10 protein-coding genes are annotated in these 14675 nt (G+C 37.0%); 2 read left to right on the forward strand and 8 right to left on the reverse strand.

Annotated features, from left to right (window positions below; all coding sequences use genetic code 11):
• Positions 1-86: 86 nt before the first annotated feature.
• Complete coding sequence (locus DRF65_RS03615; protein ID WP_115968883.1) at positions 87-3425, forward strand: DEAD/DEAH box helicase; 3339 nt, start codon at positions 87-89, stop codon at positions 3423-3425.
• Between the two features lie 248 nt (positions 3426-3673).
• Here the strand turns inward: DRF65_RS03615 and DRF65_RS03620 are convergent, their stop codons facing one another.
• The 7 genes from DRF65_RS03620 to DRF65_RS03650 form a co-directional block, all read right to left on the reverse strand.
• Entirely contained in the window at positions 3674-4978 is a 1305-nt protein-coding gene (locus DRF65_RS03620) for a T9SS type A sorting domain-containing protein (RefSeq protein WP_115968884.1), read from the reverse strand.
• A gap of 160 nt (positions 4979-5138) precedes the next feature.
• Positions 5139-6023 (reverse strand): leucine-rich repeat domain-containing protein, encoded by an 885-nt coding sequence (locus DRF65_RS03625; protein WP_115968885.1) that lies wholly within the window; start codon positions 6021-6023, stop codon positions 5139-5141.
• Positions 6024-6088: 65 nt separating this feature from the next.
• Entirely contained in the window at positions 6089-7264 is a 1176-nt protein-coding gene (locus DRF65_RS03630; RefSeq protein WP_115968886.1) for an acetyl-CoA C-acyltransferase, read from the reverse strand.
• A gap of 163 nt (positions 7265-7427) precedes the next feature.
• The gene (locus DRF65_RS03635; RefSeq protein WP_115968887.1) at positions 7428-7928 is read right to left on the reverse strand and encodes an endonuclease V; all 501 of its coding nucleotides are present in this window, start codon (positions 7926-7928) and stop codon (positions 7428-7430) included.
• Positions 7929-8014: 86 nt separating this feature from the next.
• Entirely contained in the window at positions 8015-8374 is a 360-nt protein-coding gene (locus tag DRF65_RS03640) for a VOC family protein (RefSeq protein WP_115968888.1), read from the reverse strand.
• A 1-nt stretch (position 8375) separates the two neighbouring features.
• On the reverse strand, positions 8376-8819 hold the full coding sequence (locus DRF65_RS03645; protein ID WP_228438489.1) for a GNAT family N-acetyltransferase: 444 nt from the start codon (positions 8817-8819) through the stop codon (positions 8376-8378).
• Between the two features lie 152 nt (positions 8820-8971).
• Positions 8972-10012, reverse strand: a complete 1041-nt coding sequence (locus tag DRF65_RS03650) for a M28 family metallopeptidase (protein WP_115968889.1) — start codon at positions 10010-10012, stop codon at positions 8972-8974.
• 235 nt (positions 10013-10247) lie between these two features.
• Here DRF65_RS03650 and DRF65_RS03655 point away from each other — a divergent pair, with 235 nt between their 5' ends.
• The gene (locus tag DRF65_RS03655) at positions 10248-11387 is read left to right on the forward strand and encodes an aminotransferase class I/II-fold pyridoxal phosphate-dependent enzyme (protein WP_115968890.1); all 1140 of its coding nucleotides are present in this window, start codon (positions 10248-10250) and stop codon (positions 11385-11387) included.
• A 212-nt stretch (positions 11388-11599) separates the two neighbouring features.
• Here DRF65_RS03655 and DRF65_RS03660 read toward each other — a convergent pair whose 3' ends face one another.
• Positions 11600-14326 carry a sodium-translocating pyrophosphatase gene (locus DRF65_RS03660; RefSeq protein WP_115968891.1) on the reverse strand — a complete coding sequence of 909 codons (2727 nt, stop codon included), beginning with the start codon at positions 14324-14326 and terminating at the stop codon, positions 11600-11602.
• Positions 14327-14675: the final 349 nt, after the last annotated feature.

Consider the following 14675-nt stretch of genomic DNA (forward strand, 5'->3'; position numbering starts at 1 on the left):
AAAACGGATTAAACTGTAGCCAAAATGAATTTTTAAACTTCCTTTCGTTTTCTTGTTTTTTTGTAAGTTTGTTCCCATTAATTTTTATGGCAGAATACATTCTTGAAAACATCAATCTCAGTACACTTTCCGTATATGACTTATTAAAACATACCACAGAAAGTGCATTTGTCGGGATCACAGGTTTTCATGAAATTTATCCTGTTACCATTGAAAATAACACCGGAATTTTCACAAAAAATTCTTCGCTAAAGGATTTCCCAGTGGTTTCCATAAGCAGAATTGGCAATTCACTACTTTGCAGCTGCACCTGTGATAACTCTAAAGCTCAGCTGTGTTCACATCAGGCAGAAATTATCCACTGCATTCTGGAAGAGAAAAAGTACAGGATTTTCTTTGATGATATACTCCGTAAAAATACATTACTCTCCAGAGCTAAAGGGTATGGTTTAGAAAATGAACCTGACCTTGATCAATATTTTGAACTGCAGATCTCAGATGGCAAACTTGAAATTTCTCCAAAGATCAGGGAAATGCTTCCCATGGATGAGCTGATGTTCCAAAGAGACCTTCTGCCTCAACTTCCATCTAAATTAGATGAGCTGGCTATTTCAGAAACAGGTAAAAAACAGATATTGGTTATCGGTAAACACCGTTACTACAATCATCTTGTATTTTCCCTTATGGAAGCAGAAATCACACAAACCGGCAAAATTAAAAATCCTGTAACTCCGGTAGATGCTATGCAATTAATATGGAAAGCCGAGAAACCTCAGGATATAAAGTTCTATACCGCTATTTCTTCATTTCAGAACAATTACAATGAAGACTATAATTCCGCTGAACTGGAGGCTTTAAAACTTATTGTAAAGAATCCTCTTGATCTGGATATATATTTTCACGATCGTGAAATCGCAGAAACAATCTCCGCAAAATCCCTGACCTCCATTAAACTTAATACTTTAGATGCCGAGATCCAACTCTCTGTATTTAAGAAAGATCCATTTTATGAAATTACCGGAGAATTACTCTTTAATGATTCTTCGGTCCCATTTAAAAATGTAATGATCAGGAATGAGTATTTCATCTATAACAACCAGACATTCAGCTTAGTAAACAACACTGACATGCTCAGGGTTATCAGATTTTTCAAAGCAAATAATGAGATTTTGCTCATTCATTCTTCAAAATACGAAGGGTTTATGCAGGGAATCCTATCTACACTTGAAGAATGTATCCATATAAATTACAGCTACATACAGACCGCAACGAAAGTACAGCTTAAAGAAAAGAATTTCGGGACAGAAAAAATTATTTACCTTCGCCAGCAGGAAAATTATATTGGGATTACCCCAGTGATGAAGTATGGAGAGGTGGAGGTTCCTGTATATTCCAGAAAACAGATTTTTGATACTGATCAAAACGGAAATCCGTTCAAAATAGAAAGAAACGATGCTGCAGAAGCACGTTTCACTTCTTTGGTGATGCAGCAGCATCCTGACTTTGAAGAGCAAATGGATGGCTATCAGTATTTCTATCTACACCGGGATAAATTCCTTGATGACAATTGGTTTCTGAATGCATTTGAAACATGGAGAAATGAAGGTGTCATTATTTTAGGCTTTAATGAATTAAGAAATAACAAACTGAATCCTCATCGTGCAAAGATCAATATTCAGATCACCAGCGGACTGGATTGGTTTAATGCTAAGCTAAAAGTAGGCTTTGGACAGAAAGAAGCCACATTGAAACAACTACACCGAACAATCCGCAATAAAAGTAAATTTGTTCAACTGGATGATGGCAGCCTTGGTATTCTTCCTGAAGAATGGATGGATAAAATTGCAGCTTACTTCCAGGCTGGAGAAATAGATGAAGAACTCCTAAAAATCCCCAAAATCAATTTTACCGAAGTCTCTTCTCTTTTTGAAAAAGAAATACTGAGTACTGAAGTACAGGATGAGATTTCCACGTATTCCACCCAGTTTTCAACGGTTAAGAATATTCCCCAGGTCAGTATTCCCACTGAATTAAGAGCTGAGCTAAGAGATTATCAGCATGATGGACTCAATTGGCTCAATTTCCTTGATAGTTTTAATTTCGGAGGATGTCTCGCCGATGATATGGGACTCGGAAAAACCCTTCAGATCATTGCTTTTATTCTCTCTCAGAGAGAAAAAAGAGGAAAAACCACCAATCTCGTTGTGGTTCCTACTTCCCTGCTTTTCAACTGGCAGGAAGAGATCAGCAGGTTTGCTCCTTCCATCAAAGTATTGTTACATTATGGTCCTGACAGGCAAAAATCAATCAATCATTTTTCAGATTATGAAGTTGTACTTACCAGTTACGGAATGTTGCTTTCTGATATCCGTTTCCTGAAAACATTCAGTTTCAATTATGTTTTCCTTGATGAGTCACAAACCATTAAAAACCCTAATTCCGAGAGATATAAAGCAGCCCGGTTGCTCCAGTCCAGAAACAGAATTGTACTCACCGGAACTCCGGTTGAAAACAGCACCTTTGACCTTTACAGCCAGCTTTCCTTTGCCTGCCCCGGATTATTGGGAAGCAAACAGTACTTTAAAGATATCTATGCTATTCCTATTGATAAATTTGAATACAGCAAACGGGCCCTGGAGCTTCAGAACAAAATAAAACCATTTATTCTCCGCAGAACAAAAAAACAGGTGGCCAAAGAACTTCCGGAGAAAACGGAAACAGTTATTTATTGCGAAATGAATGCTGAACAGCGCAGAATTTATGATGCATATGAAAAAGAACTCCGTGAATTCATTGCTGCTAATGATGACGATGATCTCAACAAAAACAGCATACACGTTCTTACAGGCCTTACGAGGCTCAGACAGATCTGTAACTCTCCTGTACTGATTAAAGAAGGGTATTCCGGAGAGCATGCCGTAAAAATTGAAATTCTGATGGAACAGATCCTTGGAAAATCAAGAGACCACAAGATTCTTATATTCTCTCAATTCGTAGGAATGCTTGATTTATTAAAGCCTGAACTGGAACGGCACGGAATTCCTTTTGAATATCTTACTGGACAAACCAAAGACAGAGGTAAAAAAGTGGCTAATTTTCAGGAAAATGAAGATGTGCGTGTATTTTTGATAAGTCTAAAAGCTGGGGGTGTCGGACTTAATCTTACCCAGGCTGACTATATTTATCTGATTGATCCATGGTGGAATCCTGCTACTGAAAATCAGGCTATAGACCGAAGTTACCGTATAGGACAGACTAAAAACGTCATTGCTGTCCGTATGATCTGCTCCAATACAGTGGAAGAGAAAATCCTCGCCCTTCAGAAAAAGAAGAAACTATTGGCTGAAAATCTTCTTAAGACTGATGGAACTAAATTTCAGGGGCTCTCAAAACAGGACCTGCTGAATATTCTGGATCAGAAATAAAGGATTGGGATTACTGGTTGAAGAATCTTTAAGACCTAGCTAGAGCTATTATACAAGTAACATTCCCAATTCATTTCCGGGAAGAATATCCTGTTGTTTGTGCCTGATTAATTTAAAATCGGCAAAATTCCCGCAAACACACCATACACATCCATTTAATTTTCAAATACATACAACAAAACAAAACCGACAGATAGAATCTGCCGGTAAAAAACAAAAATTGATATGGATATGATTAGATATGTGTTTTACTTCTTTATAACCTTTTCGGTGATTATTTTTTTATTTTTTGTCTGAATTTTAATCAGGTAAGTTCCCGGAATAAAGCCGTTCATATTTACCGTATCAGAATTTCCTTCTGAAATTTTCTGGCCTGCAACAGTATAAATCTCATACTTCTCCAGTCCTTCTTTTACTCTGATGGTTATATTTTCATGGGTAGGATTCGGATATATTTTTATTTCAATGGATTTGTCTTTAGCAACTTCAGCAGTGGAAAGGATTTCCGGCTGAATATTGATGGTATAATCTTCCACCTGACCAATAACCCATCCTGAAGGACACGGCAGATTTTCCAGTGTTCCCATCCACGAGTTGGATTCATATGCTTTTACCAGTCTGAAACGTGTATTTCCCAATAATGCATTAGCTGGAATAGTGATTGTTTCGGATGTAATTCCTGATTCATGACCTGAAACCGGATTTGAAGCATCCAAATATCCCAGATTAAATTTTTCATCAGCATCAAACTGATTATTATGATTAAAATCAATATAAGCATAAGCAGAAACCGTTGTCTGACCATGAGTTCCACCTGTTACGGTTATCGGATACGCATTTCCACGGCTGGCATTAAAAATAGTTCCCGTAAAGTCTTCAATAACACTTGAATTTCCGTCAATCTGGCTTTCATTTGTTATTCCTGCGAATTCCACCTTGCTTATTTCACTTACGGTAAGACTTGTTATCCCCTCAGCACCGCAATAAGGAAATGGAAAAGAAGTATTATTTCCGGAAATATTCACTGTATAATCTTCGGTCTGACCAGCTCTTAACCCCGAATCACAGGCAGAATGAATAGAGTTTTCAGCATTGGGATCTGAATAGGCCAATACATTTGTATTTTTAAGGACTCTCATTCTTTTACTTCCACCAGATGCGTTGGCCGGAACCGTAATCGTGTTATCAACTGTAAAAGCATTTGCCGGATTAGCGGCTTCCAGCCTTCCTATATAAAAGCCTTCACCGGCATCATCAAAGTTTCCATTCCCATTAAAGTCGATATAAACCATTACATCACTTGGAAATGTACTGGAAGGACCTTTTACTGATATCGGATAGGTATTTCCTGCCACCAGATCAGTTGCGAGCGAAGTAAAATCCTCATATTCCTGTACAGTGGATGAATTGGTGGTTGAATTATTGTTGATGTTACCAAAAGTAACATTGCTGATCATATTACTGCCTGCATCATATTGAAATGTTGGAGTGCAATACTGGGCATCCATCAGCCCGCATAAAATGACAGCAGAAAGAGTAGTTATTTTTTTCATAAAGTTCTTAATTTTTGATGAGACAAATTTATATTTATTTAGAATCAATAAAAATAAGAACGTGATGATATTTATCAGTTTCCAGATATTTAGCTTTGAATTATTTTAAAACAGACAAAAAAATTTAAATTAATTATATAATTATCAATATCTTAATTCATTATCGAGATGAAATAATTTCTCTGGCCTTCTGTTTAAATTCCTCATATTTTTCAGAATAAGCTTTTAATTTCCTATTAAAATCAGGATGATTACGCTTAATTCTCCCCTCACCTTTACCAAGTAAACTTACATATCCCTGATCTGTATAATCCTTATTGGCAAACAAAGGCCATGAAGTTTCATTTACAAAGCCTTTTATGATTTCTGGTTTTGCAACTTCTAAAAAAGCGTATTCTCTGCTATCTAAGATTTCTCTTGGTATTCTTATCTCTAAAAGCTTTTCCAGTCTTAAAAGAGATGTAAAGGCTGGAAAAGAAGCCTTAAGAGTAACAGACATAACACTGAGAATTTCAAGTTTGGGAAGATCTTCTAAAAAGGAGAAGCTTTCTATAGGCTGCTTCCAGTCTAAAGTACCATCAATATGAAGGTATTTCAGGTTCTTAATTCCTCTTAACCCATCAAAACTGGAGACCTTTCTCAGATTTTCAAGATGAAGTGCTTTCAGCTCTGAAAGTTTTTGCAGTGGAGAAAGGTCTGAAAAGCCTGAGACATATTCCAAAGACACTTCTTCTAAGTTTCCCAAAGTACTGATAAAGCCTATATCTTTAGTACGGAATGATTTTATTCTTAACCTTTTAAGGCTCTTTATCTCACTGACAGCTTGAGCCTGATCAGGAGTAGGTTGATCCAGGGTTATTTCTTCAAGATTGGGACAATCAAAGATGAGCTTCCAGTTTTGATGGTGCTTGCCTACTGTTAAAACTTTAACTGATTTTATATCTGTCATTTCTTTGTCTACAGAATAAGACGCCGAATGATGGGTTGGAATTATTTTCCAATAATGATCTATATTGCCTAATAATCCTTCAGATTCCTGTTCCATAACTTCATATTTCTTTATTGGAATAAATTCTTTTAACAGTCTTTTATCCTATAAAATTATGTTTTTTAATTCAAATTCTCAATAAGAACCGCAGATGCACCACCACCGCCATTACAAATCGCCGCAATTCCATATTTTCCGCCTTCCTGGCACAGTACATTCACTAATGTTGCCATTATTCTCGCTCCTGAAGCCCCAATCGGATGTCCTAGTGCCACTGCTCCACCATATACATTTACCCGGTCCAGATCATATTCCAGAATCTGCTGATTGGATAAAATCACCGAGGAATACGCTTCATTGATTTCAAAATAATCAATATCAGCTAAGCTAAGTCCGGTATTTTTCAAAATCTTATGAATAGCAACAGAGGGAGATGTTGTAAACCATTCAGGAGATTGGGCAGCATCTGCATAGGCTATAATCTTTGCCAGTGGTTTGAGACGATACTGCTGTACAGCTTCCGAAGAGCCCAACAAAATGGCAGCGGCACCATCATTCAGATTGCTTGAATTGGCTGCTGTAAGCATACCGTCATTTTCAAACGCAGGCTTCAAGAGAGAAATTTTTTCAGGAATAAGTTTATCAATATCTTCATCCCGATCCATAATTATGGTCCCTTTCTTATTTTCAGCAGATATCCTGATCAGTTCCGAATTGAACTTGTTAGCTGATGCTGCTTCCTGAGCTCTTTTATAAGACAGTAATGCATAATCATCCAGCTGTTGTCTTGTTAATCCATATTTTTTCACTCCCAATTCCGCAGCACTTCCCATATGAAAATCATGATATACATCCCATAACCCGTCTTTAATCAGCCCATCTGTAAGGGTGACATCTCCTAGTTTCCTTCCATGACGGAGATAATGGTAATGAGGCACATTGCTCATACTTTCCATTCCTCCCGTTATCACAAGATTTTCCATTCCGAGCTGGATTTGTTGTGCTCCGATCATCGTGGCCTTCATTCCGGAAGCACATACTTTATTTACAGTGGTAGCATCTTTATCTACCGGAATTTTTGAAAAAATGGCGGCCTGCCTCGCCGGTGACTGCCCCAACCCTGCACTCAATACGTTTCCCATGTATACACTGTCTATATTTTCTGGAGAAATCAATACACTTTCATAGGTTTTCTGTATAACTATCGCTCCCAACTGAGGGGCAGTAAAACCAGATAAACTTCCCATAAAACCTCCGATAGGAGTTCTTTTTGCTGCAATGATAAATACTTCTTTCATAGTTTTGTTTATTAAAATAAATACCAATCGGTATATTTATAGTTAAAAAAATTCCGCTCTTATATTCAAACGGATTCAATTACAAATATAATAAAATATACCAATCGGTATATTGATAAGGTAAAAAAATCTTATCCAAAAATAGATAAGACAAAGTATTGAACTATTCTCTGCTGAGCTGATCAAGCTTTTTCAGTAAGGTAGGAATTCTGAAAGGGCCATGCATCTGCTCTACATCAAGTGTAATCTGATCAACATCAATCCCTTTGGCAGTTACAAAAAGTGGTACTTTACTATCTCCACGAAATACACTTCTCCTTTGAGAATCTGGAGTGGTAAACTCATTCTTGGCAACTCCCACTATAGGAACCTTACCCTGCAGAACTTCATAGAGATGTCCTCCTAAACCAATTTTACCTTCATCATCAAGAGTAACATATCCGTCCACAATAATGATATCTTCTTCTTTTAAAACTATTTTACTTAATAAACTCAGGATACAAGGCAATTCCCTCTTGTAAAAGGCTCCGCTTTCATATTCTGAAGTAATAGGCGTCTGCTCTGTAAAGATTTCTACTTCACGACTGGATTTCCAGCCTTCAAATGCAATACATACAGTATTGGCATAATCTTCATAATAATAGGTATCAAATGCGTAAATCATTTTGTTCTAATTGTGCTGACAAGATACATTAACTATTGATCGCAAACAAAAAGTCTGTACAAGTAATGAATGCAGAATTCTCAGGATTAAAAAAATTCACCAAAATGCCATAATATCCCTGAGGGATCATGTACAAAGCATTCTTTCCCCCAATCCATAGTTTTTACAGGAATAATTCTTACATTTTCATATTTATCCTGAAGCCCTAAGGCAAGAAGTTCTTTCCAGAATTCTTCTGTATCAGCAACTTCCATAAAAATCATCGTATTATCAATCCAGTCTTTTGCATAATAGTCCTGAAGATAAAACCCTGTTTCTTCTCTTATAAACAATGACAGCTTAGGCTCAAGGATTACTTCTTCAAATCCCAGATCTCTGTAAAAATTTCTGCTGACCCCGAAGTTCTTCGCTCCGATAAAAGGTCTGATGGATTTCAATTGTCTCATATTATTTATTTTTCCAACTCTTGAGGGTCATTTCAAACTTGATTTCTTTTTTTCCGTGCATTCCGATTTCTTCCCAGCCTGATTTTCGGTAGAAAGTTTCTGCTCTTGTCTGCGGTGAAGTTCCAAGCCAAATGTTCTCTTTTGTATGTTCAAAATACCAATCGAGCATTGTATTGTGAAGTGTTCTTCCAATGCCTTTGTTTTCAAAATCAGGATGTACAAATAATGCCCAGATATTATGTTCTTTCAGATCAACAATAGAAAATCCTACAATTTTGTGATTTACTTCACTCACCCAGCCTTTTCCTCTTTGAAACATAAACAGTTCACAATCTCTGTCTGTAACCAGACCTGGATCTGATAAGGCATTTTCTTTCACAGAGTTTCTAACGATCTGAATTTGTGGAATATCTTCTGGTCTGGCTTCACGGATGATCATATTCATGATAAATTAAATTGAGTTCAGCATAAAACAAAGGTGCAAAAATCATGTTAATCCAATTGATTTCCAAGAAAATAACTAGTCTTAAAAATCTGAATCCATGAAATCCTGCACCTCTGCATGTATTATTATCTTCCAGCTTACACTGGTTATCTCTATTTTTTATCTACCACAATCCTTTCTGCTCTGTTGGCAATATCCCATGCAGTGGTAAAAACAAGCTGAGTTCTTTTTTCCAACAGATTATAGTCGATCTTGTCCGGGTCATCTGTTGGTTTGTGATAGTCTTCGTGAATTCCGTCAAAGAAAAATGCTACAGGAACATTGTTTTTAGCAAAATTATAATGATCTGAACGATAGTATAACTGTTGAGGATCATTAAGATCGTCATATTTATAGTTCAGCTCAAGATTATTGGTTCTTTTATTAGCAGCTTCGTTAATTACTTTAAGCTGGGAACTTAGCATATCAGAGCCTATTACATAGACGTACTGTTTTCCTCTGTTATCCGGATCATCACGCCCGATCATATCAATATTAAGATCTACAACCGTATTCGCCAATGGGAAGACAGGATTGTCTGTATAATATTCCGAACCGAATAACCCATGTTCTTCTCCTGTTACATGAAGAAATAAAACAGATCTTTTAGGTCCATTACCCGCTTTTTTAGCTTCCTGGAAAGCTTTAGCCATTTCCATAACGGCAACGGTTCCGCTTCCGTCATCATCAGCACCATTATATACTACGCCATTTTTTGTTCCTACGTGGTCATAATGTGCAGAGACCACTACAATTTCTTCAGGCTTTTCGCTTCCTTCGATAAAGGCCAGGATATTTTCAGAATCCGGAAGGTTGCCTCCGCCTCTTTTCTTCATAAACTCTGAAGGAACTTTCTGATAATAAGAACCTAAGGCTTTAGGATGAGAAATGCCTAGGCTTTTATAGTAGTTAACAATATACTCCCCCGCTTTTTTCTGTCCTTTACTTCCTGTATCACGGCCTTCCATATCGTCAGCAGCAATAACGTATAAGTTTTTCTTTAAATTCTCAGCTTTAATCATGCTATAGGCATTCGTAAACGCTTTATTATGATTTTTAGAAACCGGATTTGAGGATGCACCATCAGCAACCTTCGCTGTTCCGCAACTCGTCACCAGAGTAAGGGCAAATAACGGAATAAGTAGTTTTTTCATACAGACATAAATTTCTTAAAAATAACATTTTTTATTGAATCTGAAACATATAATGCAATATCACTATAAAGAATACCAGTTTTTCAGGTATCATTAATAAAACTCCCCGTCTATTATTAAACACTTCCCTGCCAATAGGAAATATTTAAAAAATTAAAACAAACATTAGCATATTTTAAAATATACATCCAATACGATATCAATTTTTTATTACATTTGAACAAAAACAAAATAAATGAAAGAAATTTTCGGATTTACTCATTATTCCTTTTTTACAGAAATGTCTGAACTGGCTTTAAAACATGAAAGCTTTGATCTTTCTTTAGGCCTGCCTGATTTTGATATTGATGAACGCTTAAAATTCTTTTTAAAAGAATCTGCAGATCTTGACACTCATAACTACGAGCCTCTTGCAGGAAATCCTTTGCTAATTACAAATATTATCGGTTTTAATACAAAACGGAAAAACAGTATTTCCTTGCAATCAAATGAAATTACTATTGTACCCTGCGCAACCTTTGCTTTATATACTGCACTCAAATCTATTTTAAATCAACATGATGAAGTTATCATTATCCAACCTTCCTATTACACTTATGCACCGGCTGTTGTGATGAACGGTGGCATTCCTGTTTATTACGACCTGGAGCCTGACTTTACCATAAACTGGGACCTCTTGAAGACCTGCATTTCTGAAAAAACGAAAGCAATTATCGTCAATTCTCCACAGAATCCAACCGGTAAAATATGGAAGCAGGAGGATTGGAATCGGTTATATGAACTGATAAAAGACCGGGATGCCTATCTGATTTCAGAAGAAATATATGACACGTATTGTTATGATGATGCTGAGCATTACAGTTCATTTATTCATCCTGAGCTCAAAGAAAGAACATTTTGTATCTTTTCTTTTGGTAAAATGTTTCATACCTCAGGATGGAAAGTCAGTTATATGCTTGCCTCTGAAAAATTAACTGCTTTATTCAGAATCCACCAGCAATATATTTCCTATAGTGCTAATGCTCCTGCTCAGTATGCACTGGCAAAGTATCTTGAAGTATTTGATCCTTCGGAAAATAAAGCAATGATGCAGAAAAAACGGGATATCTTTGATGAAATGCTTAAAGAAACCCCCTTACAAATTGAAAAACAAGCTGAAGGAAGTGTTTTTCAGGTAGTCAACTTCAGAAATGTTTCCAAAACAATGACTGATGTGGAGTTTTCAAAATGGCTGACCATTGAAAAAAAAGTAGCCTGCCTCCCACTTTCTGCCTTCTATAACTCCAGACAGAATTCAGATTACATCCGGTTCAGCTTTGCTAAAAAGGATGAAGTGATCATCCAGGCACTGGAGCATCTAAGAAAAAATCTGTAATAATAAACTAACTTTTTGGGCTGGATATATCCCAAGGGTACAAAGGTTCTCAGTAAAGGACACAATATATTTTTGCCAAGAATACCAAATAAAAAATTCCTGGTAAATAAAATGATTATGTTAAAACTCAGGTTGTAATGACTTAAATCTTTATCCAAAAAGCATAAAAAAAGCATCGCTCATGCGATGCTTTACTTTTATCTATATTGACATTAAAGAGCGAGAACCCTTACATCAATTCTTCTGTTTTTGGCTTTACATTCATCAGTATCATTAGCTTCACAAACCGGATGTTGGGATCCATATCCTTCAGCTTCTATTCTATCTGCAGATACTCCCAATTCCAATAGTTTAAGTTTAGCTGTTTGTGCTCTCAGATTAGATAATTTCTGGTTACTTTCTTCATTACCACTATTATCAGTATATCCTCCTAATTTTATTTTCAGATCAGGATAAGCGTTCAGAATTTCTGTCAGATTATTCAGCTGTAGCTCGTACCCTGCTTTCAGGTCACTTGATCCTGTTTCAAAATAGAGGTTTTCAATCGTATACCATTTATTAGGATCCAGAACAGTTTTGTCTTTCTGATTAACAGCATTGTAAAGTTGATACAGCTGGCTAGTTTCTCCCAGTTCTATTATTTTCCCACCTTTTAGTTTTACTTTTTGCAGATTTCCGGTTTCATATACAAAGTCTCCGTTTTCATTTAAATGCCCTTTCACCTCACCAGGAGCTGCGGGAACTTTAAGATCTGAAGCTGTTCCAGCTGCTGCTGAAACTCCTATTAAACTTTCTATTTTAGCTTTTCTGTTCGCTTCAATTTTATCTTTATGTAAAACGGCTAAAGTAGGTGCAATAACCAAGGAAACAATTGACATCAGCTTAATCAGGATATTCATTGACGGTCCTGAAGTATCTTTAAACGGATCTCCCACCGTATCTCCTGTTACTGAAGCTTTATGAGGCTCAGAACCTTTGTAATAGGTCTGACCATTGATATCAACCCCTTTTTCAAATGATTTTTTCGCATTATCCCAAGCGCCACCCGCATTATTCTGGAACATTCCCATCAATACACCACACACGGTAGCTCCGGCAAGAAATCCACCAAGCACTTCAGGTCCAAAGATAAATCCGATCAATAATGGTGAAATAATGGCAATAGCTCCCGGTAACATCATCTTCCGGATGGAAGCATCGGTAGAGATGGCAACACATTTTTCGTATTCAGGCTGGGCTTTTCCTTCTAAAATTCCAGGGATTTCACGGAACTGTCTTCTTACTTCTTCCACCATGGCCATAGCAGCCTGCCCCACTGCAGTAATGGCTAATGAAGAGAATATAAACGGAATCATTCCACCAACGAACAGCCCTGCCAAAACATCTGCCCTGTAGATATCAATCCCGTCAATACCTGCAATTCCAACAAAGGCTGCAAATAAGGCCAGAGCTGTTAATGCTGCAGAAGCAATCGCAAATCCTTTTCCCGTAGCAGCTGTTGTATTTCCTACAGCATCCAGGATATCTGTTCTTTCACGGACTTCTTTCGGGAGTTCACTCATTTCGGCAATACCTCCTGCATTATCTGCAATAGGTCCAAAGGCATCAATTGCCAGCTGCATGGCTGTTGTTGCCATCATTCCGGCTGCTGCAATAGCAACTCCGTAAAGCCCGGCACATAAATAAGATCCGTAGATTCCACCTGCCAGTACAATAATCGGAAGTAATGTTGATTCCATTCCCACGGAAAGTCCACCGATAATATTGGTAGCATGTCCGGTTGAAGACTGTCTCACAATACTGGAAACCGGTCTTTTTCCCATAGCGGTATAATATTCGGTGATAATACTCATGAGGGTTCCAACAACCAGACCAACCATTATGGCTCCAAACACTCCCATTTTAGTAAATTCATGACCTCTTAGAATCATTTTTTCAGGGAGAATATAAGTAACCAGGAAATAAGAGGATATAGCTGTAATGACAATACTACCCCAGTTTCCTAAATTCAATGCATTCTGTACACTGGAAGTAGATGACCCTTCATTATCATTGATCTTCACAAATAAAGTTCCTATCATTGAAAAGATAATTCCTGTTCCTGCAATAAGCATAGGCAGAAGAATCGGAGCAAAACCTCCAAATGAATCATCAGAAATTGTTTCCCTTCCCAATACCATTGTTGCCAGCACGGTAGCAACATAAGATCCGAAAAGATCGGCTCCCATTCCTGCAACATCCCCTACATTATCTCCTACGTTATCTGCAATAGTAGCAGGGTTTCTTGGATCATCCTCCGGAATTCCTGCTTCTACTTTTCCTACCAGGTCAGCTCCAACGTCTGCTGCTTTTGTATAAATACCACCACCTACTCTTGCAAAAAGAGCAATGGATTCAGCACCAAGGGAAAATCCTGTAAGAATCTCTATGGTTGTTTCCATTTCGTGAGAGTCTACTGTGGCTTCCGGTGCAAAGATCTGTTTAATAATTAAAAACAAAGCTCCTAACCCTAACACCGCAAGTCCTGCAACTCCCATTCCCATAACGGAACCTCCTGTAAAAGAAACTTTAAGAGCCTTTGATAGCGAAGTTCTTGCTGCTTCTGCAGTTCTTACATTGGCTTTAGTCGCGATTTTCATCCCTATAAAACCAGCTGCTGCAGAAAAAATAGCTCCCATCACAAAGGCAAGCCCTATACTCCAGTGAGAATTGGCATTGCTTGATCCCATTACTGCCAAAAGAATGGCGACAATGACGACAAAATAGGCTAAGACTTTATATTCAGCTTTTAAGAAAGCCATGGCACCATCAGCAATATGTCCGCTGATTGTTTTCATTTTTTCATTTCCGGCATTCTGTTTACTTACCCAGTTGCTCTGAAGAAATGTATACACCAAAGCTACGACACCAAAAATTGGCACTAACACAAATAGATCCATAGTTTAATATTTTTTTGGTAATAGAAAATTAAATATAATAAATAATTACCATCAAAGCATCAAAAAAAACATGGACTTATCATTATCAATCAAAAGAATTTTAAATATGAATATTGATTTCTCTTAAAAATATGCAATATGAGAATCAATATAAAAGCTTATAGAATGAGGACTGAAAATGGTTTTGATTTTGTAAACAATTAAGGTTTAAGCAATAAAAAGCACTTCAAAGGGACAGCCTTTCATCATTAAATCCTTCAATAACTTCCTTCTTCCAGCCCCCAGTTTTCTTAATTAACAAAAAAGGATAAACAGTTTCCCGTTTATCCTTCTTGTATTATTTACATCA

The organism is Chryseobacterium pennae (genome assembly GCF_003385515.1).
GTDB lineage: Bacteria > Bacteroidota > Bacteroidia > Flavobacteriales > Weeksellaceae > Chryseobacterium > Chryseobacterium pennae.